The organism is Peribacillus sp. YIM B13481 (assembly GCF_042787985.1).
GTDB classification, from domain to species: domain Bacteria; phylum Bacillota; class Bacilli; order Bacillales; family DSM-1321; genus Peribacillus; species Peribacillus simplex_A.
Map to the genome: position 1 here is coordinate 67,436 of NZ_JBHZPE010000005.1, position 23,085 is coordinate 90,520.

27 protein-coding genes and 1 riboswitch are annotated in these 23,085 nt (G+C 40.7%); of the genes, 16 read left to right on the forward strand and 11 right to left on the reverse strand.

The genetic code is table 11. From position 1 onward, the window contains the following. The first annotated feature begins 11 nt into the window (after window positions 1–11). From ACFX4X_RS05375 to ACFX4X_RS05400, 6 genes are all read left to right on the forward strand, one after another. Window positions 12–1,130 carry a GerAB/ArcD/ProY family transporter gene (locus ACFX4X_RS05375; protein ID WP_377382264.1) on the forward strand — a complete coding sequence of 373 codons (1,119 nt, stop codon included), beginning with the start codon at window positions 12–14 and terminating at the stop codon, window positions 1,128–1,130. Between the two features lie 18 nt (window positions 1,131–1,148). Next, window positions 1,149–1,382, forward strand: a complete 234-nt coding sequence (locus ACFX4X_RS05380) for a YczF family membrane protein (RefSeq protein ID WP_125163426.1) — start codon at window positions 1,149–1,151, stop codon at window positions 1,380–1,382. 189 nt (window positions 1,383–1,571) lie between these two features. Continuing rightward, window positions 1,572–4,793, forward strand: coding sequence for a DEAD/DEAH box helicase (locus ACFX4X_RS05385; protein ID WP_377382267.1), 3,222 nt, complete (start codon window positions 1,572–1,574; stop codon window positions 4,791–4,793). A 241-nt stretch (window positions 4,794–5,034) separates the two neighbouring features. After that, entirely contained in the window at window positions 5,035–5,517 is a 483-nt protein-coding gene (locus tag ACFX4X_RS05390; protein ID WP_377382270.1) for a DUF2975 domain-containing protein, read from the forward strand. A 10-nt stretch (window positions 5,518–5,527) separates the two neighbouring features. Continuing rightward, complete coding sequence (locus ACFX4X_RS05395; RefSeq protein ID WP_061464508.1) at window positions 5,528–5,749, forward strand: helix-turn-helix domain-containing protein; 222 nt, start codon at window positions 5,528–5,530, stop codon at window positions 5,747–5,749. Between the two features lie 61 nt (window positions 5,750–5,810). Continuing rightward, window positions 5,811–6,602: a DUF817 domain-containing protein gene (locus ACFX4X_RS05400; protein WP_377382407.1), complete on the forward strand. Its 792-nt coding sequence runs from the start codon at window positions 5,811–5,813 to the stop codon at window positions 6,600–6,602. A 161-nt stretch (window positions 6,603–6,763) separates the two neighbouring features. Here the strand turns inward: ACFX4X_RS05400 and ACFX4X_RS05405 are convergent, their stop codons facing one another. The 3 genes from ACFX4X_RS05405 to ACFX4X_RS05415 all read right to left on the reverse strand — a co-directional run bounded on the left by ACFX4X_RS05405 (window position 6,764) and on the right by ACFX4X_RS05415 (window position 8,727). Beyond that, window positions 6,764–7,078 (reverse strand): DMT family transporter, encoded by a 315-nt coding sequence (locus ACFX4X_RS05405; protein WP_061464506.1) that lies wholly within the window; start codon window positions 7,076–7,078, stop codon window positions 6,764–6,766. Further along, window positions 7,078–7,419 carry a DMT family transporter gene (locus ACFX4X_RS05410; protein WP_061464505.1) on the reverse strand — a complete coding sequence of 114 codons (342 nt, stop codon included), beginning with the start codon at window positions 7,417–7,419 and terminating at the stop codon, window positions 7,078–7,080. Before ACFX4X_RS05410 ends, ACFX4X_RS05405 begins: the two co-directional genes overlap by 1 nt. Window positions 7,420–7,490: 71 nt before the next feature. After that, window positions 7,491–7,591: riboswitch (guanidine-I (ykkC/yxkD leader) on the reverse strand. Between the two features lie 164 nt (window positions 7,592–7,755). After that, window positions 7,756–8,727: a DMT family transporter gene (locus ACFX4X_RS05415; protein WP_377382274.1), complete on the reverse strand. Its 972-nt coding sequence runs from the start codon at window positions 8,725–8,727 to the stop codon at window positions 7,756–7,758. A 540-nt stretch (window positions 8,728–9,267) separates the two neighbouring features. On the opposite strand from ACFX4X_RS05415, the gene ACFX4X_RS05420 reads away from it, so the two are divergent. Next, entirely contained in the window at window positions 9,268–9,552 is a 285-nt protein-coding gene (locus tag ACFX4X_RS05420) for a transition state genes transcriptional regulator AbrB (protein WP_061464502.1), read from the forward strand. Window positions 9,553–9,617: 65 nt separating this feature from the next. Here the strand turns inward: ACFX4X_RS05420 and ACFX4X_RS05425 are convergent, their stop codons facing one another. After that, window positions 9,618–10,055 carry a GNAT family N-acetyltransferase gene (locus ACFX4X_RS05425; RefSeq protein WP_377382277.1) on the reverse strand — a complete coding sequence of 146 codons (438 nt, stop codon included), beginning with the start codon at window positions 10,053–10,055 and terminating at the stop codon, window positions 9,618–9,620. Between the two features lie 263 nt (window positions 10,056–10,318). Between ACFX4X_RS05425 and ACFX4X_RS05430 the strand changes: the two genes are divergently transcribed. The 8 genes from ACFX4X_RS05430 to ACFX4X_RS05465 all read left to right on the forward strand — a co-directional run bounded on the left by ACFX4X_RS05430 (window position 10,319) and on the right by ACFX4X_RS05465 (window position 15,156). Then, complete coding sequence (locus ACFX4X_RS05430; RefSeq protein WP_377382280.1) at window positions 10,319–10,696, forward strand: hypothetical protein; 378 nt, start codon at window positions 10,319–10,321, stop codon at window positions 10,694–10,696. A gap of 179 nt (window positions 10,697–10,875) precedes the next feature. Next, window positions 10,876–11,424 carry a YfiT family bacillithiol transferase gene (locus ACFX4X_RS05435; protein WP_377382283.1) on the forward strand — a complete coding sequence of 183 codons (549 nt, stop codon included), beginning with the start codon at window positions 10,876–10,878 and terminating at the stop codon, window positions 11,422–11,424. Window positions 11,425–11,545: 121 nt separating this feature from the next. After that, on the forward strand, window positions 11,546–11,698 hold the full coding sequence (locus ACFX4X_RS05440; protein WP_377382286.1) for a hypothetical protein: 153 nt from the start codon (window positions 11,546–11,548) through the stop codon (window positions 11,696–11,698). Then, entirely contained in the window at window positions 11,686–11,847 is a 162-nt protein-coding gene (locus ACFX4X_RS05445) for a hypothetical protein (protein WP_284469945.1), read from the forward strand. The genes ACFX4X_RS05440 and ACFX4X_RS05445 overlap by 13 nt, the downstream gene beginning before the upstream one ends. Before the next feature lie 42 nt (window positions 11,848–11,889). Further along, complete coding sequence (locus ACFX4X_RS05450; protein WP_284469946.1) at window positions 11,890–12,375, forward strand: SRPBCC family protein; 486 nt, start codon at window positions 11,890–11,892, stop codon at window positions 12,373–12,375. A 170-nt stretch (window positions 12,376–12,545) separates the two neighbouring features. After that, window positions 12,546–12,929 (forward strand): hypothetical protein, encoded by a 384-nt coding sequence (locus ACFX4X_RS05455; protein ID WP_377382291.1) that lies wholly within the window; start codon window positions 12,546–12,548, stop codon window positions 12,927–12,929. A gap of 181 nt (window positions 12,930–13,110) precedes the next feature. Continuing rightward, window positions 13,111–14,466 (forward strand): arsenic transporter, encoded by a 1,356-nt coding sequence (locus ACFX4X_RS05460; protein ID WP_377382293.1) that lies wholly within the window; start codon window positions 13,111–13,113, stop codon window positions 14,464–14,466. A gap of 24 nt (window positions 14,467–14,490) precedes the next feature. After that, entirely contained in the window at window positions 14,491–15,156 is a 666-nt protein-coding gene (locus ACFX4X_RS05465; RefSeq protein WP_284469949.1) for a DUF2642 domain-containing protein, read from the forward strand. A 55-nt stretch (window positions 15,157–15,211) separates the two neighbouring features. Here ACFX4X_RS05465 and ACFX4X_RS05470 read toward each other — a convergent pair whose 3' ends face one another. Then, window positions 15,212–15,502 (reverse strand): HesB/IscA family protein, encoded by a 291-nt coding sequence (locus ACFX4X_RS05470; protein WP_289319844.1) that lies wholly within the window; start codon window positions 15,500–15,502, stop codon window positions 15,212–15,214. A 443-nt stretch (window positions 15,503–15,945) separates the two neighbouring features. Here ACFX4X_RS05470 and ACFX4X_RS05475 point away from each other — a divergent pair, with 443 nt between their 5' ends. Beyond that, on the forward strand, window positions 15,946–17,148 hold the full coding sequence (locus ACFX4X_RS05475; RefSeq protein ID WP_377382296.1) for a C40 family peptidase: 1,203 nt from the start codon (window positions 15,946–15,948) through the stop codon (window positions 17,146–17,148). Between the two features lie 63 nt (window positions 17,149–17,211). Here the strand turns inward: ACFX4X_RS05475 and ACFX4X_RS05480 are convergent, their stop codons facing one another. The 6 genes from ACFX4X_RS05480 to pgsB all read right to left on the reverse strand — a co-directional run bounded on the left by ACFX4X_RS05480 (window position 17,212) and on the right by pgsB (window position 22,749). After that, the gene (locus ACFX4X_RS05480) at window positions 17,212–17,835 is read right to left on the reverse strand and encodes a poly-gamma-glutamate hydrolase family protein (protein WP_377382298.1); all 624 of its coding nucleotides are present in this window, start codon (window positions 17,833–17,835) and stop codon (window positions 17,212–17,214) included. Window positions 17,836–17,922: 87 nt separating this feature from the next. Beyond that, window positions 17,923–18,072, reverse strand: a complete 150-nt coding sequence (locus ACFX4X_RS05485; RefSeq protein WP_377382301.1) for a CapE family protein — start codon at window positions 18,070–18,072, stop codon at window positions 17,923–17,925. Window positions 18,073–18,140: 68 nt separating this feature from the next. Further along, window positions 18,141–19,724 (reverse strand): gamma-glutamyltransferase family protein, encoded by a 1,584-nt coding sequence (locus tag ACFX4X_RS05490; RefSeq protein ID WP_284469953.1) that lies wholly within the window; start codon window positions 19,722–19,724, stop codon window positions 18,141–18,143. Window positions 19,725–19,790: 66 nt separating this feature from the next. Then, window positions 19,791–21,092 carry a CapA family protein gene (locus ACFX4X_RS05495; protein ID WP_377382304.1) on the reverse strand — a complete coding sequence of 434 codons (1,302 nt, stop codon included), beginning with the start codon at window positions 21,090–21,092 and terminating at the stop codon, window positions 19,791–19,793. A gap of 10 nt (window positions 21,093–21,102) precedes the next feature. Further along, a complete protein-coding gene (gene pgsC / locus ACFX4X_RS05500) occupies window positions 21,103–21,552 on the reverse strand; it encodes a poly-gamma-glutamate biosynthesis protein PgsC (protein WP_061464491.1) in 450 nt (149 codons plus the stop codon). 15 nt (window positions 21,553–21,567) lie between these two features. Further along, window positions 21,568–22,749: a poly-gamma-glutamate synthase PgsB gene (gene pgsB / locus ACFX4X_RS05505; protein WP_061464490.1), complete on the reverse strand. Its 1,182-nt coding sequence runs from the start codon at window positions 22,747–22,749 to the stop codon at window positions 21,568–21,570. Between the last annotated feature and the right edge of the window lie 336 nt (window positions 22,750–23,085).

Sequence of the window (23,085 nt, forward strand, 5' to 3'; positions counted from 1 at the left end):
GTGGCATCTTCGTGGAAAAGGCACAAATTAGCGGCTATCAGCTGTTCGTCCTTATTTTCCTGTTTGAAATGGGCAGTGCTCTATTGGTTCCTCTTGCAGGAGATGCTAAACAGGGTGCATGGCTAGTCATTCTTATTGCGATGATAGGCGGTTTTTTATTATTTTTCGTTTATTATAGTCTTTTTCGATACTACCCTGATCAGCTGTTAACTGATTTTGTAAGAAATATATTGGGGAACTTCTTAGGAAGGATAGTAGCCTTTTTATACATTCTTTATTTCATATATCTCGCTGCAAGGGTGTTGAGGGATTTCGGAGAGACACTGCTTACTTTTGCCTATCCTCACCTTCCATTATTTTTTGCTAATGCAACATTCATTTTGGTAGTGGTATTTACGGTTCGTAAAGGGATAGAGGTAATGGCAAGGACGGGTGAAATGTTTTTTGTCTTGGAGAATTTACTTTTACTGACATTCATTTTTCTGATAGTCGTTTCAGGCATGATCCATTTAAACAACTTAAAGCCCGTTTTCGAAATCAGTGGGGCGGAGATGATCAGAATGGCCTTTACTGAAACCATATACTTTCCATTTGGCGAAATCATTGTCTTTTTGATGATTTTTCCTTATTTGAACGAACCTCAGCTATTGAAAAAAATCGGGATCGGGAGTTTGGTTACAGGAGGTATTTTTCTCTCGTTTATAATGGCTATGAACGTAGCGGTACTTGGAGTGGATCTTACAACCCGTTCGCAATATCCACTGCTTACACTCATTCAGTCCATTGAGATCGCTGGCTTCCTCGAACGCCTTGATGTTTATTTTTTATTGAAGCTGATGATTGGCGGGTTCATCAAGTTAAGTATATTTACCTATGCAGCGTTAACGGGTACGGCGAATGTTTTCAATGTTAAACAGCCTTCCAGACTTGCTTATCCGATCGGCTTTGTCATTTTACTGATTTCCATTGTAATCGCAAGCAACTATTCGGAACATATCCATGAAGGATTAGACGCCGTTCCGATCTATATCCACCTCCCATTTCAAGTGATCATCCCGATGCTTCTCTTGATCATTGCCTTTTTCAAGAATCGAAAAAGAAGCAAGGCCAGCACCAAAATAAGTTCCTAAAAGGGGAATAGATGAAAAATGAAAATTTTCGGTATTACGGTTTTGCTGCTGATTCCATTAGTGGCCTTTTCTTTAGGTATGGATTTTCTTTTAGGATTTGATTTGGATAATTCAATGAAACATGCCTTGAACCCTTTTTTGGTGAAAGAACCGGCTGAACTAATCCTATTTCTTGTTCTTCTTGTGTCCTTATTGTTCAGCTTCATTTATCGAAAAAAAAAGAAAGGCAACAAAGTCAAGGGGCAACAATAAAGTTGCAATTCCCGTTGCTGAACTAAGATAAACTCCATCAATCAAATCTTAATTTGAATGATGGGTTTGTCTTTTTGCTTTTTTGCAACCTCGTATACCCATTTCATAGTATGATGATTAAATGAGCTTTATTTATCAGCGGAATGTAAAATCAATTAACAAAAAAACCTCAGGAGGGAGGACGGCAATTTGGATATCAAATTGAATCAAAAAATCATAAAAGACATGTGCGGGGCCGTCTCCTTCAAAAGAGGGGAAGCTTTTCATCGTGCCAATAAAGTGACATTTCAAAGTTACCGTCCTGATGGTTGTGAAGCAGCGGTTAAAGGAATGGAAGATTTCCATGTCTCGATCGAAGTGGATTCTGTCGGTGGTTTTCAGACTACATGCAGTTGTCCTTCGCTAGCTTCCTACCAAAGGGATTGTCAGCATATTGCAGCCGTACTGCTGTCGGTTTGCGATCATCAGCGAGAGGGAACGATCCCTGATGGCCTAAATGTACCTGGTTCTGATATTTCAGCCAATAAGAAGTTGTCTGAGGGCTTGCTGACCCTATTCAATAATCAGCCTGTACGCAAAAGCGGTCAGCAGCTCCACTTTGAAAACAGGCAATTGCTTGATGCAGAGTTTACGTGTAAACCTGTAAGGATAGTTACTGGACAATATATGTTAGGAATGGAAATGAAAATCGGTTCTTTCAATTTGTTGAATGTCCGGGATTTCCTGAAACGGGTAAAAGAAGGAAAAACTGCCCAATTGACCCTTTCATTTTTATATGACCCTGAATTGCATTGTTTTCATAAGGAAACGGATGCAGTGCTTCAGGAGCTTATTACAGTGATATCGGATGAAAAGGTTTATGTTGATGCCCTTACGGACAAATTTAAATATACAATGGACGATCACTTATTACTTCTGCCTCCATCTTCCTTTCAAAGACTTGTCCCAATCCTTGGTAGGGCGCCATTGGTGAAGCTTGCATATGGAGGCCATACATTTGATGGTCTTCGTTTATCCGGCGAACCGCTTCCTTTACAGTTTGATTTTACCCAAAGCGAGGGCGAAGATTATCAGCTGAATATTAAAGGTTTGAATGAGATGATGGTGATGAATGCATACAAAATGGTCCTATTTGAAGGGAATTTGGTTCAGCTCGAAAAAGAGGATTGCAAACGCCTTTCAGAATTGAAGCAAATGCTCGAGGATTCGGGAATGAATCGAATTCCAATCCATCATGACCAACTGGAATTATTCCTGGACAAAGTGGTACCAGGTTTGAAAAGGCTCGGTGAAGTCCATATAGCAAGGTCCATCACCCAACTGTTTTTGAAGACACCGCTGGTTGCTAAGCTATACTTGGATCGAGTGAAAAACAGGCTGCTTGCGGGGCTGGAATTCCACTATGAAAATATCGTGATCAACCCATTGGAAAAACAGGAATCCAAGGCGGTCGCCATGCTTATAAGGGATTTAGATAAGGAGGCGGAGATACTAAAGCTTATGAAGGAAAGCCTGTTTGCCGAGACTGACGGCGGCTATTTCTTACATAATGAAGAGCTGGAGTATGAGTTTTTATACCACATCGTTCCAAAACTTCAAAAGCTGGTACAAATCTATGCCACGACAGCTGTCAGAAACCGGATTTCCCGTGGGAATGCTGCACCCCGCATTAGGGTCAAAATCAAAAAAGAACGGACTGATTGGCTCGAATTCAAATTTGAAATGGATGCGATCCCCGATAAACATATACGTGAGGTCTTAGCAGCGCTTGAAGAGAAAAGGAAGTACTATCGTTTAAGAAATGGATCGCTGCTTTCCCTTGAAACAAGGGAGTTCGAGGAAATCAATCGGTTTCTGAATGCACTTCCCGTACAAAATGAAGACCTGGAAAACAGTCTGAACATGCCAATCGTAAAAGGGCTGCAACTCCTTGATTCCGTTAATGACAGCCAGACATTCACATTAGAGGAATCATTCCGTCAGTTTTTGGATAACATCGGGAATCCGAGTGCCTTGGAGTTCATGGTGCCAAATAGTCTTGGGCCGATTTTGCGCGATTATCAAAAGAACGGCTACAAATGGATGAAAATACTTGCCCAATACGGATTTGGCGGGATTCTGGCTGATGATATGGGACTGGGCAAAACACTGCAAAGCATCACATTCATTTTATCGGAGCTGCCTGGAATCCGTAAGAAAAGGGTTCCTGCGCTTATTGTCTGCCCTTCATCATTAACCTACAATTGGCTGAGCGAATTCACTAAATTCGCCCCTGATATACAAGCCGTCGTCGTGGATGGCCATAAAAAGGAAAGGTCGAAGCTGTTTAAGGAAGTAATGGACGTGGATGTAGTGATCACCTCTTATCCATTGCTCCGGAAGGATATCACGTGGTTTGAAAAAGAGGACTTCCATACGGTGTTTTTCGATGAGGCACAGGCCTTTAAGAACCCAGGGACACAAACGGCACGAGCGGCCAAGAAAATAAAAGCGGCACATCGCTTCGCGTTAACTGGTACACCCATCGAGAATTCACTAGAAGAACTTTGGTCCCTTTTCCATGTGGTATTCCCTGAACTATTCATGGGGTTAAAGGAGTATAGTAACCTCTCAAGGAAACAGATTTCCCGGAGAATCCGGCCATTTTTGCTGCGGAGAATGAAAGAGGATGTGCTTTCGGAACTCCCGGAAAAAGTCGAATCGCTGGAATCGATGGAACTGCTTCCAGATCAGAAGAAACTGTACGGCGCCTATCTGGCGAAGCTGCGGCATGATACGCTGAAACACTTGGACAAGGACACCCTCAGGAAAAATCGGATCAGGATCCTCGCTGGCTTGACCCGGCTTCGGCAAATATGCTGTCACCCCGCCTTATTTGTGGACGGTTATAAAGGCAGCTCGGCAAAATATGAGCAACTGATGCAAATTGTTGAAGAATCGAAGCTTTCTGGAAGACGGGTACTGATTTTCTCGCAATTTACAAAAATGCTTCAAATCATCGGCAGGGATTTGGCTATTAAAGGACAGGTCTTTTTCTACTTGGATGGACAAACTCCATCAAAGGAACGTGTGGAAATCTGCAATCGGTTTAATGCAGGAGAACGGGATGTATTCCTCATTTCATTGAAAGCGGGCGGTACGGGTCTCAATCTGACGGGTGCCGATACAGTCATTCTATATGACCTTTGGTGGAATCCAGCAGTGGAAGAACAAGCCGCGGACCGTGCCCATCGAATGGGGCAGAAGAATGTGGTTCAGGTCATCAAACTTGTTGCCCGTGGCACAATTGAAGAAAAAATGAATGAACTGCAAGAGAAAAAGAGACACCTTATTGAAGAAATCATCGACCCTGGGGAAAAATCATCATCTGCACTTACAGAGGAGGATATCAGGGAAATCCTGATGATATAAGGAGAGGGATACGGTTACACAGACCAGTAGAGCTAAGGGGAACCATAGTTATTAATTTATGAATTGAATAGTTTAGTTATGGAGCATTTCTTCGTAATGAGGAATGCTTTTTTATTTTTTTTAAAATGAAAAGGATATTTCGGTAACAATAATAATATAATAAAAAACAACAATGTTTTATTGTAAAACGATAAAAGGTGTGTTAAATTCAAATGGACAAAAAATTAATGAGGTGCTTTTTATGAAACAAGTGTCAACGATCTTTTTAAAGATAGCTGTTATTCTTATTGGAATGCCGATTCTTGCTTTGTGCATCTTTTTGGTGCCTGGGATAGCGAAGTTTGCAGCAGAATTGTATCCGGATATGGCTTATTTGAAATATCTCGTTTTAATCGATTTGTATGCATCGGTGATACCATTTTACTTTGCTCTATATCAAGCTTTTAAACTTTTAAGCTTTATTGACAAGAACAAAGCTTTCTCGGAATTATCCGTAAGAGCTTTAAAAAAGATAAAATACTGTGCAATCACAATCAGTAGCTTGTATGTGGCAGGCATGCCGCTCTTTTATCTTATGGCGGAAATGGACGACGCCCCAGGTATCATATTAATCGGATTGGTCGTCATTTTTGCTTCAATGGTGATTGCAGTCTTTGCTGCTGTTCTTCAAAGGCTTTTACAAGAAGCCATCGATATAAAATCAGAAAATGACTTAATAGTCTGAGGTGGAAAACATGGCAATTATAATCAATATTGATGTGATGCTCGCTAAAAGGAAAATGAGTGTTACAGAACTTTCTGAGAGGGTTGGAATAACGATGGCTAACCTTTCCATATTGAAAAACGGTAAGGCAAAAGCGATTCGATTATCCACTTTAGAGTCAATTTGTAAGGCTTTGGAATGTCAGCCCGGAGATATTTTAGAATACCGAAATGATGAAGATACCCAAGGTTAAAAAGTGGAAGAAAGGGGAGTTACTCATGAATTTAACCATTAAAAAAGTGGAGGCACCAATCATGAGAGCACTGAAACAACTCGTTCGTTTTGGTTGGGAGCAAGCCCTGTCATGTTTGTTTCCTGCCGTTATTTTTGCTTCTTTGGCCATTACAAGATTCATTCCGCTTCCCTTCCTGCCACGGTATGACTGGCTGCTCATCATCTGCCTTCTGATGCAGTGGTGGATGGTGCGTTCTAGGCTTGAAACAAGAGATGAGCTAAAGGTTATCACATTGTTCCACCTTATTGGACTTGCACTTGAACTTTTCAAGGTACATATGGGCTCCTGGACTTATCCAGAGGAAGGATATTTCAAAATTTTTGGAGTGCCTCTTTATAGCGGATTCATGTACGCAAGTGTAGCGAGTTATCTTTGCCAGGCGTGGAGGAGGTTAAAGGTCGAACTGGTCAAGTGGCCACCATATTTGGTCGTTGTACCTCTTGCTGCTGCTATTTATTTAAATTTTTTCACACACCATTATTGGATTGATGTTCGTTGGTGGTTATCCGGACTTGTTATCATCGTCTTTTGGCGATCATTGGTCATATACGAGGTTGGTGGAACTCGTTATCGTATGCCAATCGCACTTTCATTTATGCTCATCGGATTTTTTATATGGATAGCTGAAAATATCGCAACATTCTTTGGAGCTTGGGAGTATCCAAACCAAACCGATGCATGGAGTCTCGTTCATCTAGGAAAGGTAAGCTCATGGCTCTTATTAGTGATTGTTAGCTTCCTTATAGTAGCGACGCTAAAACAGGTTAAGGGGAACGATTCCACTAAGATGGATGCAAGTCAATTTTTATAAAATGACTTCACGTGAAAAATTCTTCTTAATTCAAGTTAGGTAAAAAGACGGCACATAATATATATGTACCGTCTTTGATTTTCTATGCTTTTATAAAAAATTGTAGTGTATATTCCTTTTTTTCTTTTGGAATTTCTACGAAAAATCGCCTTCATTCATTCCTATGAAACAAGTTTTAATCCCACTGCTGCACCAAGGACCATGGCTATAAAAACGATCCTTCTCCAATCTTTGGATTCTCCATATAAGAGCATCCCGATTATCGCTCCTCCTGATGCGCCAATCCCTGTCCAGATAGCATAAGCTGTCCCCATCGGCAAGGTTTGCATGGCGTAAGCAAGAAATAGAAAACTTGCTCCAAATCCGATGAATAACAGTAGCAAGGATTGCCAATTCCGGTCTTTATGCAATTTATTTATCATCGCAACCCCAAACATTTCAAATAGCCCCGCTAAGATTAAAGAGACCCAAGCCATTAAGATTCATCCCCTTTCTCAGCCTTATCATCAGTCACTAGCTTCAAGCCGATCACCCCTGATAATAAGAGGAGGATCAATAGCATTTTGCTCAGCTTGAAGGATTCTCCAAAGAAAATGATTTCGGAAAAAACGGTCCCCGCGGTCCCCATACCGACAAAAACGGCATATACCGTTCCGACAGGAAGCTTCCTTCCAGCCATAATCATCAAATAAAAACTGATGATGATCGAAATGACCGTTCCAGACCAAGTCCAAAAGTCATCTGCATGTTTTAAGCCAATCACCCAAAATACTTCAAAAAAAGCTGCAATGAATACTTTAATCCAGTTTGTGCCCATGAAATATCGCACCTCCGATTTTATTCTTTACCAAAAAAACAAAAAAGCCCAAGAGATAACCGTTAAACGGTTTCTCCCAGGCTTTTATCCTTCCGTGACACAGCATGCTGTGAGTTTTCTCTCGGACCAGACCAGCAATAGAACGCACTGCGGAACCCTAGAAAACCTTTGACATATACAATTACCTTTCATTATACATACTTTTTGAACTTACTCAAGGTAAAAGTTTAATGAAAAAAATGAATGGTGAACTTTTTTGCCACTCTAAAAATCATCAATTTATCATGACCTGTCAATGGTAAAAAAGAGCGTAACAGTTTCTTTTTTTCTTGCTATTTAAGCACTCACGGTCCGTTTCCCTGATGAACCTTCTTTTTTATGTGACACATAGCTATGAAGGATCATTCCTATGATAACGATAAAGATGCCGAACCACGATAACGGAGAAGGAATCGGTAACGATAGGAATAGTAATTCGCCAGCTAAGGCAAAAAGCACCTCCATTGATTGAGTAGCTTCAACTGAAGCCAACTTCTGCATATTTCCGCTTACCAAATCAGTCGCTTTGAAAAAAAGGACCGTGGCAATGACACCAGAAAATAGTGCTACCAAAAGGGATTGGAAACTCTGCATCTTCGTCGGGGCCCCTACTGTAAAGAAACCGTACAATGAAAGCAGAAACCAGAAAGGCAGACTCGCCAACGTCATTCCTAATACACGTTGATAAGCATCCAAACGTCCTTCGGATACTTCCATCATTTTTCGATTTCCCAAAGGGTATGCAAACGAGGCGATAACGATGGGGATGACCCCCAACCAGAGATTGGCCATTGAAATGTGCTTGGTGTGTTCGAGTTGCATCAGGATGATCCCAAGCAGAATGATCATGGACATGAGGAGGCCTTTCACAGAAACCTTACCTCTTTGCCTTTCGAGCCCATCCTTCGTTTGGACATTTTCAAAAAACAGCGGCGCAAGTAATGCACCCGAAATGATCGTGATTTGCCAAGTGCCGGCGATTAGCCAGCCAGGTGAGTAGGCGGATGCAAAGCATAAAGGAGCATAGAACAACCCAAATCCTACAAAACTCCAAAGCAGCCAAGGTCCCGGCCGTTCTCTCATCACCCGTAAAAGGGGGCGCAGGTTTTTTCTGCTTAATACGATACATAGCAGAAAAGGCACCATAAAGATATATCGAAGTGAAGCACTCCATATCCAACTTCCACCAGACAACTCCATGGATTGATTTAAAACAAACGTGAATGCAAAAAAGAAAGCAGAACAAATACCTAATATAATCGGACGCAATTGACTCACCTCAATCTGTTTTATGAGCCAGTAATTAGCCAAGACTCTTTAAGTGTGGCAATCGTTTCGGCTTTCTTCTTATTATAAAAGACTTTAAAACATTCTTATCAGAAGTATCACGTTCCACTGCATCAAAGGCAGAAGAAAAAATTTTCGAAATTTTAAAATCCATCCATTTAAATTGTCCTTCAAATGCAAAAGAAAATCAACAGGATTCTTTAAGACTAGTGATATTCCTTCTCCATCATTCGACATGGAATGAAAGGAGTTGTTGTTAAAAATAAAATGGGAACGTTGGCAGTGTAACTGTAAAATTAGTAATATATACCATCATAATAACAGGGAATGGCGGTATGACGGGCTTTATGAAGGGTTTACTAAAATTGAATGTAAAAATGTTATTAAGGCAGATAATATACGAAGATACGAGAATTGACGAATATGGTAGGGAGTGGTATCTTAATAGAAGTGCAAATAATGTCGAATGGTGACGAAATATATAGAATCCCCATTTGAAAGAAAATTAGTGAGGTAAATTATATGAAATCTACAGGTATTGTACGTAAAGTTGACGAATTAGGACGGGTAGTCATTCCAATTGAATTACGCCGTACATTAGGAATTAATGAGAAAGACGCTTTGGAGATCTACGTAGAACAAGAGCGCATAATCCTTCAAAAATATAAACCAAACATGACTTGTCAAGTAACAGGTGACGTTTCCGATGACAATATGAAACTTGCTGACGGTAAATTAATACTTAGCGCTGAAGGTGCTGAACTTCTTATTAAAGAAATTCAAGCCAGCCTGGAAACCGCTAAATAATTAGTTTTCTAGATAAATAGCATTAAAGTGTAGGGAAAAGAAAATTTTCCCTACACTTTTTTATATTAAATGGTGAAATGATAAAAATAATTCGATTCACGAACGAAACCAATTTTCTCGTAAAGCTTTTGTGCATTTACATTATCCTTACCTGTCTCAAGTAAAACCCCCTTGGCACCTGTTTCCCGTGCGTAAGTGATGGCCGCCTTCAATAACTCCTCGCCAAATCCTTTTTTGCGGGCGGACTCTTTCACGTATAAATCGTTCAATACCCATGACCGCACCATACTTACAGATGAAAAGGAAGGGTATAATTGAACAAAACCAATAGGATTCCCTTCTTCAAACGCCATAAAAACCACAGACTCTCCATTCGTCAGTCTTTCTCTTAAAAACTCCCTTGCACGATCAGGATCGGATGTTTGCTCATAAAACACCCTGTATAAATCAAAAAGTTCTGTCAGAGTTTCAAGCTCAAGTATTGTCGCTTTCTGAATGCTCATTTGGAAACCCCCATTGCTAGAATACTCTTAATTTACCATTTTTTTATGCTTTATGATATAAATCCCACTAAAAAATGAATAGTTCCCAGCTCAATATTCAGGAACCAAAAAGGCACCATCCTGAATTTTTTCATAACTAAGAGGGCTTTTAAACACAAGATGAGCAGCAAACTCATGAGATAAGAACGTTTACTCATGAATTTAGTGGATTTACTCGTGAAATTAGGCCATTTACTCGTGAAATTGGATCAAATACTCGTGAATTGATCTTTACTCGCCTGAATGAGCAGCAAACTCATGAGATAAGAGCGTTTACTCGTGAAATAAGTGGATTTACTCGTGAAATTGGGTCATTTACTCGTGAAATTGGATCAAATACTCGTGAATTGATCTTTACTCGCCTGAATGAGCAGCAAACTCATGAGAAAAGAGCGTTTACTCGTGAATTTAGTGGATTTACTCGTGAAATTGGATCAAATACTCGTGAATTGATCTTTACTCACATGAATGAGCAGCAAACTCATGAGAAAAGAGCGTTTACAAGTGAATTTATTTGTGTATCAAGTCCTAATATATTACCAGATACGTTAACGTCAAGATCGAGCTTTTATTTTTCATCCTTGAAAACAGTTTTTACTTAATGATGTGGATGGAAGCATAGATGTCTTGATTATTCAATCCAGCGTATAGCGGATTAATTAGAAAAGCGATCAAGATCAATATAGGGGTTGCATTAGCTAAGGGTTGCAAGTATAAAGGACTTGTCAGCATTGATAAAGAATTATATATAGGTGCATTGAACATAAAGGGGGAGAATGAGATGGATTTGAGATACCCGATTGGAAGGTTTCAGTTTGATGGGGAAATTACTAGTGGTGTGGCCGAGGGCTGGATCACGGAGATTGAGGCTTTGCCTGGAATGCTGCGGGAGGCAGTAGGCAGCATGGATGATGAACAGCTTGATACGGCTTATCGTCCTGGAGGATGGACGGTCCGCCAAGTCGTGCATCATGTTGCTGATAGTCATATGAATGCCTATATTCGCTTTAAATTGGCCCTTACGGAAAATAGCCCGGTCATTAAACCGTATGAGGAGGGGCGATGGGCAGAGCTGCCTGATTATGATTTGCCGATTGATATTTCTTTATCACTAATCGAAGCGGTACACACCCGCTTAGGCAAACTTTTATCACGCCTTCATGCAGACGATCTGAACCGGGCATTCATCCATCCTGATTCGGGAGAGGTAACGGTCGGTGAAAATATTGGCATTTATGCATGGCATGGCCGCCATCATCTTGCTCACATTACTTCTTTATCAAAGCGTCCGGGGATGGTGAATATAACTGTATCTCCTGAAAGTGAGTGAAAACTGTGAGTGCTGATGTGAGAGTAGAAAGTTTAACATCAATTGGAGCCTGTCTTAATGAGCTTTCGGACCTTTTGATGCAGGTGGTGGAAGATGGCTTGTCCATTGGTTTTTCCCTCCCATGAAACGGTCTTTAGTTCATTCCTATTGGGAGAGTGCCATAAATCCTGATGTAATTCTATTTGTCGCTAAATGGGTGAGACAGCCGGAAGTGTACAGATACATTTATGCTCAAAGCGGAACGGGGGCCATCGGGCGGAAATGGCAAAATTAATGACGTATACTGAGTATAGACGAGGCCGTTCAATCATGCAGCAGGCTGAGGAGTGGCAAGGAGGGACGGACATTGATGCAAGGGAAGTTTCCTGTATCTCAAAAGGAGAATTCCATCCTACCATTTTTTATCATAAAAATCAGATCTAGTAGGCCGGAACATTTGGACGAATTGAATGGGGAGGAATGTATATGCAAGCTGTAATCGAAAAAGAAAGAAATGGGATCATCGCAAGATTCGATCGCCAGCTCAATCATTCGGTGGAAAAGGTATGGGGTGCTTTAACTGAGAATGATCAGGTGGAAAAGTGGATGTCCAACCTGGAAATGAAGGACCTTCGAAAAGACGGGACCATAAAATTCAATATGAATGATGGGTCAGGGGACTCCTTTGATATGAAGATAAGGGATTTTCAGGAATCTGCCGTTTTAGATTTTGAATGGGGTGACGGCTGGGTTCGTTTCGAGGTATCCCCTGAAAAGGATGGATGCTCATTAGTATTGAAAGAATCCATCCGGCCAGTTAATGATCATACATCAAAAGATTTGGCAGGCTGGCATGTTTGCCTAGATATGTTAAGAGATTTACTGGATGGTCAATATAAGGATTTTCCAATGGATGAATGGGAAAAATGGCATAAGGAATATACGATCGCCGTCAAACGTATTGATGGATGAATGGCATGCAGGCTGATACATAAGGATTATAATAGGCGCAATAGGACAGCCATTCACCAAGGCGAATAAAAGGTAAGGGAAGGCACTTGCTTTTATGGAAATGATCAGCATCAATCAGCAGACCGGCATATCATCAGTCGGTCTGCTTTTATATTAAAATAATGCATTAGATGTTCGTATCATTTTCACTGGTACGCATTTCCTGTTTAATTTCATTCATTCTGTTTTTTTTTCCACGATCCATTGAAAGCATCTATCTACAAAAAGAAACGGTCGTTAAAGTGATAGAGGAAATAACCGCCGTATCTCAGCAAACGACGGCTTCATCAGAAGAAATTGCATCATCGATGGAAGAACAAGCCGCTTCATCCAATGAACTGGCGCAATATACGCAGCAGCTTACACAGCTAATAAATGATTTGGAGCATACGCTGGGGGAATTCCAGATAAAGAATGAGAAGACCGGAAACATAAGCTTTGCAAAAAGGGAGGCCACTAAAGTGGTTTTCCCTTTTTTGTGGGGTACGATGGACCGCCATACTATCATTCTGTAGGCACCTAACCATGATTCTTGGAAAGGGGCATCTCTCTTTAGTGGACAAAATGACTAGAAGTACAAAGGTACAATTTGGAGGGACTGGTTATATATCCATGCTTTTTTTACAAAGGTGAATAGTATATAGGAATCGGACAAGTAGGATCCAATGGCTCAAGGCCCAAAAAGGGGAGAACTACATGCATTTTGAAATTGGAATGACTATTTTTGTGTTCGCCATGACAATGATAGTTATATTATGGAGGCCGGGAGGAATAAATGAAGCATGGCCAGCTTCAATCGGTGCTGTGATTATTTTACTGACTGGCATAGTATCCCATGGCGATATTTTGGATATTATCAATAAAATCGGGGGCGCATCGATCACCATCATGGCAACGATTGTCATGGCTGTTATATTGGAAAGTTTTGGATTTTTTCATTGGGCGGCTGCAAGACTTGCCAGCCTTGCAAGAGGATCGGGGTATCGCCTGTATTGGTACATTCAATTATTGTGTTTTTTAATGACCCTGTTATTCAATAATGACGGCAGCATCATGATTACGACCCCCATCTTGATTTTGCTTCTGAAAAATCTTAGATTAAAACCACATGAGGCCATCCCGTATCTTTTGAGTGGGGCATTGATTGCAACAGCTTCAAGTGCGCCTATTGGCGTGAGTAATATTGTTAATTTAATCGCATTGCAAATCGTGCATATGACGCTTTATATGCATACTGCCATGATGTTTGTACCTGCAACTCTGGGGTTGGTCTTTATGTCATGGTTGATGTTCGTAGTGGTCAAGAAAAAATTGCCTAAGAAATTACCGGATATTTCTTATGACATTGAGGAAAGTTTCTTTACTAAGAATTTCCATCCTTTAAAGGGGAAAATGACAGTTGAAACAAAAAGGCAACGCACAAAGTTCATGTTGAAAGTATTGCTCTATGTGTTCGTGGTGCGCTGTTTACTCTTTGTAGCTTCTTATTTTTCCATTCCAATTGAGTGGGTTGCTGTACTTGGTTCTTTATCTTTACTGGTATGGAGATGGTATCATTTACGGACAAATCCTGTCGATATCTTAAAAAAGACCCCATGGCACATCCTGATATTCGCATTCTCCATGTATGTCATCATTTATGGTCTCCACAATGTAGGACTTACAACCATACTTGTAGAGATATGCGAACCGATTGTTAACCAAGGGTTAATGAGTGCGAGCCTTGTCATGGGAGGATTGGTTTCGATCCTATCGAACATCTTCAACAATCATCCGGCATTAATGATAGGCACCATTACCTTAACGGAAATGGGACTTGATCCAATCACCTTAAAAACTATCTATCTAGCTAATATAATCGGTAGTGACATGGGATCATTGTTATTGCCCATCGGTACTCTTGCCTCGCTTATCTGGATGCATATCCTGAAACAGAACAAAATGAAAATAAAGTGGAAAGATTATTTAAGCGTATCCCTGATAGTCATACCCATAACAACAGTGGTGACACTGCTATTATTATATTATTGGGTGCAAATGATTTTTAGCTGAATAAACCTCTAGGAGGAGATAGTAATGAGTGATGCTGTTGCATTACTGGGTAAACAGATTGATGTTCAACTCTCAGGAAAAGAAACCTTCAAAGGAATTCTGACTGATCTGAGCACGGATATTCTAGTGTTGTTCAATGGACAGCGGTATTTGTATTTTCCAATGCTGCATGTCCATAGATTCAATCTGAGTACAGAGATTGATAGCGAGATTAAATATCCTATTGAGTCCCCCATGATGGAAGAGATGGCGTCCATTTCCTATCGTAAAACATTAATGAATGCAAAAGGGGTTTTTTCAGAAATCCATGTTGCGGGACATATTCCTTTACACGGTTATATCACAAATGTTTTCAATGATTACTTTGGGTTCTACTCGCCTGTATATAAAATGATGTATGTATCGCTGCACCACCTTAAATGGCTTACTCCGTATTATCAACATGCCACACCATACACCCTCAATAAAGAGAGTTTCCCCATCAACCCGACAGGTGTGCCAATGCTTCGTTCTTTGGAGGACCAATTAAAGAAAAATGCAGGAAAGCTTGTAGTATTTGATGGGGGAGAGGACCCTATGAAAATCGGTGTCCTTAAAAAGGCTGAAAACAACTTGGTTGAGTTAACGACAGCTAGTGGGGATGATGTGTTTTTGAAGCTTTCACATATTAAAACCGTGTATATGCCTTAGATTAATAGAAATGAGGGGAAAGCCAATCATGCTTGCCCCTCATTTTCATCTTCTGCTAGATGATGGGGGATACCAACGGATTCGGGTTCCTGATTAAAAATCCATCGTCTTCGTAATCAATTTCCGTTTGATCTGTAAAATGGGAATCCGAGGGGTCAATCAAAATTTTAATATCGTGTAAAACAAGTATTTCCTCTTGCTCCTTTTTCGAGCTTGCCAAGCTTAAAGAGTAATTCATCTGGTTACAGCAAGTTCTGTTTATACCAAACCTCAAATACGTTTCCTCTCCAAAGCTATGTTGTCTATCTTTAATTGCCTGCCGGGCTTTCTCTGTCAGTTTTATCAAGATGTTCACTCCAATGTCGTTAGGCTGTTCATAAATAGGGCGAGCAGTATATGTACCACTTTATCAACGTTCGATCTTCACGGTTAAAGGAGCACTGGCGTACAAATAAATAAATTTCGCTGTTCCATAATCCTTTGGATTGCTCCATTTCCACTATGCACTTTCCTTATTCTTAAATCCCTCCCTTTTAAGAACGGTTATTTTGAAAGCGGTTCCAACGCGACTTCAGTATGGGTATAATGATTCATCTCAGATCGCATCATTGATAGCGACCATTAAAAGATAGGCTAAAAGTTTTATGTTGTTCACCGATAATACTATTGCGATGAGTATAAAGGTATATTCATATTGGTTAAAAGTAGGTCTAAAGATTCGAAAATGTTGCACTGTTTTTGGAAAATAGTGAATTTTAAAATATTTAAGCGGATAAAGGAAGGGTTAAAATGTTTAAAGGAAAATTAAGCTATATGGTAATTTTATTGGTATTCATGGTTAGTTTCACTTTTTTACCTGGTTTAAAGGTCGAGGCGGCAGATCATGTGCATACTGTAATTTCTAATGAAACGGTGGAATCGATTGCCAAGACTTATGATATATCGAAGGAGCAATTAATGAAAACGAATGGTTTACCGGATGATCAGTTATATGTGGGCCAAAAGTTGACGATCATTCAAACTGCTTATACTCCTTCCATTTATCAATGGTCGGAGAGAGGAAAACAAATTGCGAACTATGCGAAAACCTTTGTAGGGTTTAAAAAGACAGCAGGAGAAGAGACGCCTGAAAAAGGGTTTGATTCCAGCGGACTGATTCATTGGGTGCTTTCCCGGCAAAGTGTGCCGATCGACCGTTTGACAGTAGATGGCTTTTATAAGCAAGGGATGGATACCACCACTCCGAAAACTGGAGATATTATATTCTTCCTGGAAAAAGACAGCTTAAAGGTTGTGACTGCAGGTATTTATCTCGGCGAAAACCAATTTGTCAATTCTGGATATGGTGCAGAAACGGTTCAGGTTAGATCCACTACAGAAGATTACTTTGCAAAATACCAAGTGGCGTACAAAACATACTCGCCTAAAGGAGAGCATATCGTCCAAAGGGGTGAAACGCTTAAAAGCATATCGAAACATTACAGCATTTCCATGAGTACGATTAAAGATCGTAACGCTTTACCGACTGATGAGTTGATGCAAGGACAGTATCTACAAATATACAGCAACCCGTTGTATCCGTTTTATGTAAACCAAGAAGCTGCATATGATAAAGCATATGATGTCATCAAGTATGCATACACTTTACGCGGATTCACCTATGTTTTTGGGGGAGAAGATCCGATGACCGGAATGGATTGCAGCGGCTTCATTTATTGGGTCATGAAGGAGCAGGGCCTTTCAGTACAACGGGGTTCCTCAGCGGATTACTTCTCATTGGTACCCAAAATCGAAAATCCAAAAGCAGGGGATTTAGTATTTTTCAGCAACACAGGAACAAGGGTGGGTGTGACCCATGCAGGCATTTATCTAGGGGATGGCCGTTTTCTCAATGCAACGGAAAACGCAGGAGTTCATATCTCCAACCTTTCGTCAAGTTATTTTGCCGAGAGTTTCGAAAGCTTCGGTCAAGCTGAAAGCCTCATGGACTAAGAAGAATAGGAAGCCTGCTTGAGTGTTTCTGGTAGCCTCTTTAAAAAAAGACGATAGGGAAGATCATTCAAACTGTTTATATTCCAGAGTCGCTTTTTCAAGGGCACGAACGAACCGATTAAAAAGATCCAACGGATTTACCCTGTTTTTACTAGTAAAGTCATTACCTTTGAATAAGCTTTTTCTAAGCTTCGTGGAAAGCTCCAATTGCACGCCTGCACCCGCTTTGGATGTGTTGGTAATGTTGTTTCCATTCATGCCTGAAAGGTGCTGCGGTGCGTCTTCAGTTTGAAATCCAGCTTCATTGAGTGAATGTTGAATCAAGTTCTTATAGGGTTCATTCCGTCCTCCAATGTACACCAGCGCGTTATGAACGTCGTAGTGGCCATGGATGGAAAGGATGGTCTGTGCGTTCGCTGCCATTGAAACGCCGATCGGTTCATTGAATAAGTTGGATGTTATATGAAGAACCTGGTTCCCTCTTGGTTTAAGACCTTCGAATAGATATGTGCTTGCACAAAGCCTTTCTCCAAGGGCGGCAGCAATCTCGCTAGTGCCTGGTTCGATATTCCCGCCATGTATGGCTAAGACTGCAATATCAGGTATCCTATGATGAACGATGATGCGGTAATCGAGGTATTCGTGTTCATTTTGCTGCAGTTCAGCAAAATCAGTATAGCTTTTCATGGTTATCCTCCCGTATCTGTAGCCTATTTATATTCTATACCCGTTGAAAGCAAAAATAAAAAAAAAGCGGGGATGCCCCAGCTTTTTTTATTTTTCGATAGTCGTATATTGTTCTATTTTCTTTTGCTCATCGGGTGTTAAAGTTTCCGTGCGTTTGAACATATTACTGGTCACAAGCAGGGCTGCTATAAGAACTACAGGTATAACCCAGCTTGCTATTTTTTTTACGATATTCATATTCTAAGTCCCCTTATGCATTACTAAAATTCATATGGTATTTGAAAGGAGAAGCTGGATAAGCATTTTTATTGCCGCGCTTTCCAGCTTCCATGTCTTCTTTTATCTCCAGCTCCGGATAGTCGTCCGTCTTTCTCGTTTTTAACGAGTACTTGAACCCCGCCATAATACATGGGTGAAATCTTCTGAATGACTTCGTATCCTGAATTTTCCAAGTCGGATATTATTTCATTCGAAAGCCTGGATTCCGTATAAATTTTCTTTCCATCAAAGACGAACCGATTACGGTCGATGATATCCTGAAATGAGCCTTCATTCTCTGTATATGAATAAAGGACCTGCATCAATACTTGAGGAATCCTATCACCGCCGGGTGAGCCGATCCCAATCGATTCCTTCCCTGGTTTCTTGAGAATGGTTGGTGCGGTGAAAGTTCTTGACCGTTTATATGCCTCTTGAGAATTCAGGCCGGACCGGAAATTTTTCAATTGATCGTTAAGGAAAAAGCCATTCGTATAGTCACCAGATCCGAAAAAGTTACTGAGTGTATTTGTTGTGGAAACGACAGTGCCATATTTGTCCATGATCACAAAATGTGTCGTGCTTTCATGTTCTTCGGAACCAAACGCTTCCTCATTTTTCCAACTTCCACTATTGATCTTATTTTTAAGATTATTCAAGTGAATGGGTGAGAGCAATTGTTCAGCCTTAGAGTGACTTATTCCATCACCAGTATGTGCTGATCGATCTTGATAAGCAGTATTTGTGATGCCACCCAGGATTTTCATATAATCTGATTTGCTTGAAGACTCGCCCAGGTTGGTTTCCTCGGCGAGCTTTAACATTTCAAGAACTGTAATCCCTGAAAAGGGAGGAGGGGCTGTAAAAACGTCATAACCGGCAAATGTTCCTTGGACCGGGGTACGTTCTTTCACCTCATAGCGCTTTAAATCCATCAAGTCGATGTCTGTTTTTCTTTTAATATCCCGTGCAATTTTCCCTTTATAAAAACCATCAGGACCTTCCTGTTGAATCTTCTTCAATGTTTCAGCAAGTCTTTTTTGGATGAGGGTTTTGCCTGGTTCAATGGCATCACCATCAGGATAAAAAAGTGAAGTGTTATCGGAATAGACCCTTGGCTGAGCTGCTTCTAAGCGTGATGATAACGTTGCGTCCACTTTAAAACCTCCTTCAGCCAAATCTATCGCCGGCTGAAGAAGATCTGCCATTGGTACGCTCCCATACTTATCGCTTATAACCTGCATGCCGGCCACTAAGCCAGGAATCCCCGCATTGTGTCTTGAACTTGGGTCTTCCGGAGAGGATTCACGATAATCGATAAAATTGGGGTCTCCGGATCCAGGGGTAATCAGCATACCGCCGCCGCCACCCACTCCAGATCCAAAAGGTTCGACTACACCTAATACATAGGATACCGCAATTGCGGCATCCGCCGCTGTTCCGCCGTTATCCAATATTTCCATCCCGACATCTATTGCGATTGGGTTTGAAGAACTGACCCCATATGATTGTTCCGTTTTACTCTTTATCGGATCATTCGTGTCAGAAATAGGGGGTGTCTTCGAACATCCAGCTAAATATATGAGCATGCAAAGGGAAATGAATACTTTTCCCGTCATACGATTAATCATCGATTATTCCCCCTGTTCGTTGAGCTTCCAAGTTGTTTCACTTTTCACATAGTATCCAATCGTTCCTTACTGAATGGGTTGTATGTTCTGTGGTGTAGCTTTTACTTCTTGTTTCTCTTGTGCAGCTTTCTTTTCTTTTGCTGCTTTTTCTTCTTGTACAGCTTTCTTTTCTTTCGCTGCTTTTTCTTCTTGCTCACGTTGAACTTTATGGTCGATTACTTTCTTGTGATCCAATGTAATCTCGATGTTATCCTCTTTTTTCGACCATTGGGCTTTTTCACTCGTTTCCTTCGTCAACTGACGGTAAACACGTGATTTGTCGATTGAAGAGGTAGCTGGCCTTGGTGTTGCTTCTTCAATTTGCAGTGGAACGACATCGACCGTAGCTTTTCCGTCTTCCGCTAAATGGTATTGAACCATTGCTGAATCCTTTGTGCGTGTCCAGCCTTGATCGAATATGAAGTTTCCTAAGCTATAGAAAATGATTCCATCTTTATAAACATCAAACGATTGAAGCACATGGGGGTGATGACCGATGATGATATCAGCTCCCGCATCGATTATTGCTTTAGCCAATTCTTTTTGGCGATCGGTTGTAGATGTTGAATACTCTATTCCCCAGTGAACATTCACCACAACCAAGTCTGCGTTGCCTTGCTTGGCATCTTTTGCTTTTCCAATCATTTCAAATAATAAATCAGGGTTGGTGTTCAATATCCCGGCTTTATTATTTTTTGGAACGGCATCCTTACCGTAAACATCTGTAAAGCCAAGTGTTGCGACACGGACGCCATTAACATCCGCATAGTTGATGCTATTTTTAGCTTCGGTGGTGTTCGATCCAACACCGACATAGTTCATATCCGCAGTTTTGAATTCATCAATCGTGTCAAGCAGTCCTCGTTCTTCGAAGTCCATCATATGGTTATTGGCCAAATTCATCACAGAGAAGCCTGCATCTTTAACGGCTTTCACACCACTATTGTTGGAGTTTAACCTGATGGCCGTGTCTGCTTCCTTGTAGTTGGATGCCTCTTCTTTTAAAACAGGATGTTCATAATTCCCACTGACATAGTCTGAATCGGCAAAATAGGGTTTCATATAACGGAAGAGGTAATCATACCCGTGCTTATCCGTCACTTCTTGAACATAACGTCCCATCATCACATCACCGACCATTGTCATCGTCAATGGTTGATCAGTTTTTGAAGCAGGTGTTTTCACTTCTTCAGCCCGTCCCATCCAAGTGGTAATGACTAAAGCGATTAGTAATATAGGTAGTATGATTCCAGTGTATTTAAGATTCTGTTTCTTCGTACGTTTAATAAAGATAAGTGTTTTTTCTTTTGCATTTAAAGTCCGTTTCATTTTTTGCACCTCAGAATAGGTAGTACACGTTCATTAAACCGAAAGTTAAGCCGGATAATAAAAGCGTGCTGCCAAGTGTCAATGGCATTCCTTGTCTTTGAATGGTATTCGCTATCAATCCGGGTACGATTATACCGATTCCCCGAAACTCGAATATTTCAAATGGCATGACGGGGTAGACCATGTCCAATAGGAGTTTCAGGCAAATCCCGGTCACCATCATGGCTGCGAATTTTCTTCTTCCATATAAAATCACCCATCTTGAAAGGCCGTGAGTGACGATTAAATAAGTTACTACACTAATGACCAAGATGACCAGCATGATTTCCCATTGATCAAATACTAATGCCAAATAACCTGGCACAATAAGTCCTGCGGGTACGACACCCGTTTTTTCTGAAAATATAAGGCTAAGCGTTACTCCCAGTACTAGTGCTACATATAAATCCGATCCAAACATTAAGGTTCCTCCTACTTAACTTGCTTTCTGCTTTGTTTTAGATTTCATGAATGCTTCAATTAATGGTTCCGCTGCGCCGTGAATATTCCCGACACCGTAGACGATGCGATTTTTCATCAATGGGCGGAGACGGGCCACGATTTCTTCAGTTGACCAGTTTTCCAAATCCCAATATTCTTTTGTATCCAAATTACCTTGCTCGAATACCTTTGTTATTGGTGATGTAGTTTCACCAATGGCAATGACGATTTCAGATTTAATGTAAGGCAATACATCTCTTGCAAACTGCTCTGTACGGTCCACACGGTCAGCACGGCAGTTCATGATGACGATAGGAGGTTCTGTGCTGTATCCGAACGTTTTGACACGATCCCAGATGTTCAGCGTCGATGCCGCGTCGTTTGCAGCAAAGCCATTGACAAAGAAAGTTGGCTTGACTGGATCTCCAAATCTAGTGATCCGCATGGCCCCTGGATCTGGATGCGCATTTAACATGCCGCGAAAAGCTGTTTTTTCATCAATGCCTAAAGCTTCTGCAACAGCCAAAGCCAGTGATGCGTTATCCGGAAATACCATATAATCGAATTCGCGCAAGAAGTCTTCAGAGATTCTTGAATTATCTGCAACGATCACTTTTGAGTTGCGTTCTTTGGCAATTTTCTTGAAGAAGTCCAAATATTCACTTTCAATGGTAATCAAGTGACCATTATAAGGGATTGTAGCTGTAAAGGCTTCTGCAACCTCATCCATTGTCGGTCCCATGACATCCATATGGTCTTCTAATACATTCACGATGACCCCAATGTTTGCTTGGATCATTTTATTTTGGAAGATTAATTGATAGTCAGGCTGTACGGCCATACATTCACAAACAAGTGCTTCCGTTCCTAAATCTGCTACTTCTTTAACTACACGCCGTTGTTCTCCAATGTTCGGTCCCTCTGGGCGGCGTTTAATCGGTTTTTCTTTGTCGGTAAACCAGTAGATCATTCTAGCTGATGTTCCGGTTGTTTTACCTACTGTTTTGTACTTAGCTTCCTGGATCACACCTGTTATTAGACGTGTTACAGTCGATTTGCCTCGAATACCGTTTACATTCACACGTACCGGAATGGAATCGAGACGCTTCTGATGGCGTCTTTGTTCGAAGATGCCATAGCCAAGTAAAAAGATCGCACAAATAAATATTGGTGCCATTTTTTAACCTCTCTTTTTTTAAATATTTGATTTACTGAATACACACTACATGATTTTAAACTTAATAGGCAAGAGCCAATTATTCTATCGTAATATAACTGTAGTCAGCTTTTTGCAAAAAATGTATATAGGAGTGTAATAGTATCTAATGGAATAAAATGTTTTATGAGTCCAAAGATATGGCTGAAAGTCGAGTAAAACCTTGATTTATTTACACTAAAATATGGAAAGTTTAATATATGGCCATTATGAATACAATTAAAATAGTTTTATAGGCATTTGAACCCGATTCTTAATGGCTGTATTTGTATAATAAATTGTTATTAAAAGTGAGGT

Bases quoted from the DNA above. Each gene is read 5' to 3' on its own strand.
- ACFX4X_RS05380 (WP_125163426.1), top strand. From the start codon at position 1,149: ATGAAAATTTTCGGTATTACGGTTTTGCTGCTGATTCCATTAGTGGCC.
- ACFX4X_RS05390 (WP_377382270.1), top strand. From the start codon at position 5,035: ATGAAACAAGTGTCAACGATCTTTTTAAAGATAGCTGTTATTCTTATT.
- ACFX4X_RS05395 (WP_061464508.1), top strand. From the start codon at position 5,528: ATGGCAATTATAATCAATATTGATGTGATGCTCGCTAAAAGGAAAATG.
- ACFX4X_RS05400 (WP_377382407.1), top strand. From the start codon at position 5,811: ATGAGAGCACTGAAACAACTCGTTCGTTTTGGTTGGGAGCAAGCCCTG.
- ACFX4X_RS05405 (WP_061464506.1), bottom strand. From the start codon at position 7,078: ATGGCTTGGGTCTCTTTAATCTTAGCGGGGCTATTTGAAATGTTTGGG.
- ACFX4X_RS05410 (WP_061464505.1), bottom strand. From the start codon at position 7,419: ATGGGCACAAACTGGATTAAAGTATTCATTGCAGCTTTTTTTGAAGTA.
- ACFX4X_RS05420 (WP_061464502.1), top strand. From the start codon at position 9,268: ATGAAATCTACAGGTATTGTACGTAAAGTTGACGAATTAGGACGGGTA.
- ACFX4X_RS05425 (WP_377382277.1), bottom strand. From the start codon at position 10,055: ATGAGCATTCAGAAAGCGACAATACTTGAGCTTGAAACTCTGACAGAA.
- ACFX4X_RS05435 (WP_377382283.1), top strand. From the start codon at position 10,876: ATGGATTTGAGATACCCGATTGGAAGGTTTCAGTTTGATGGGGAAATT.
- ACFX4X_RS05440 (WP_377382286.1), top strand. From the start codon at position 11,546: ATGAAACGGTCTTTAGTTCATTCCTATTGGGAGAGTGCCATAAATCCT.
- ACFX4X_RS05445 (WP_284469945.1), top strand. From the start codon at position 11,686: ATGGCAAAATTAATGACGTATACTGAGTATAGACGAGGCCGTTCAATC.
- ACFX4X_RS05450 (WP_284469946.1), top strand. From the start codon at position 11,890: ATGCAAGCTGTAATCGAAAAAGAAAGAAATGGGATCATCGCAAGATTC.
- ACFX4X_RS05455 (WP_377382291.1), top strand. From the start codon at position 12,546: ATGTTCGTATCATTTTCACTGGTACGCATTTCCTGTTTAATTTCATTC.
- ACFX4X_RS05460 (WP_377382293.1), top strand. From the start codon at position 13,111: ATGCATTTTGAAATTGGAATGACTATTTTTGTGTTCGCCATGACAATG.
- ACFX4X_RS05465 (WP_284469949.1), top strand. From the start codon at position 14,491: ATGAGTGATGCTGTTGCATTACTGGGTAAACAGATTGATGTTCAACTC.
- ACFX4X_RS05475 (WP_377382296.1), top strand. From the start codon at position 15,946: ATGTTTAAAGGAAAATTAAGCTATATGGTAATTTTATTGGTATTCATG.
- ACFX4X_RS05480 (WP_377382298.1), bottom strand. From the start codon at position 17,835: ATGAAAAGCTATACTGATTTTGCTGAACTGCAGCAAAATGAACACGAA.
- ACFX4X_RS05485 (WP_377382301.1), bottom strand. From the start codon at position 18,072: ATGAATATCGTAAAAAAAATAGCAAGCTGGGTTATACCTGTAGTTCTT.
- ACFX4X_RS05490 (WP_284469953.1), bottom strand. From the start codon at position 19,724: ATGATTAATCGTATGACGGGAAAAGTATTCATTTCCCTTTGCATGCTC.
- ACFX4X_RS05495 (WP_377382304.1), bottom strand. From the start codon at position 21,092: ATGAAACGGACTTTAAATGCAAAAGAAAAAACACTTATCTTTATTAAA.
- pgsC (WP_061464491.1), bottom strand. From the start codon at position 21,552: ATGTTTGGATCGGATTTATATGTAGCACTAGTACTGGGAGTAACGCTT.
- pgsB (WP_061464490.1), bottom strand. From the start codon at position 22,749: ATGGCACCAATATTTATTTGTGCGATCTTTTTACTTGGCTATGGCATC.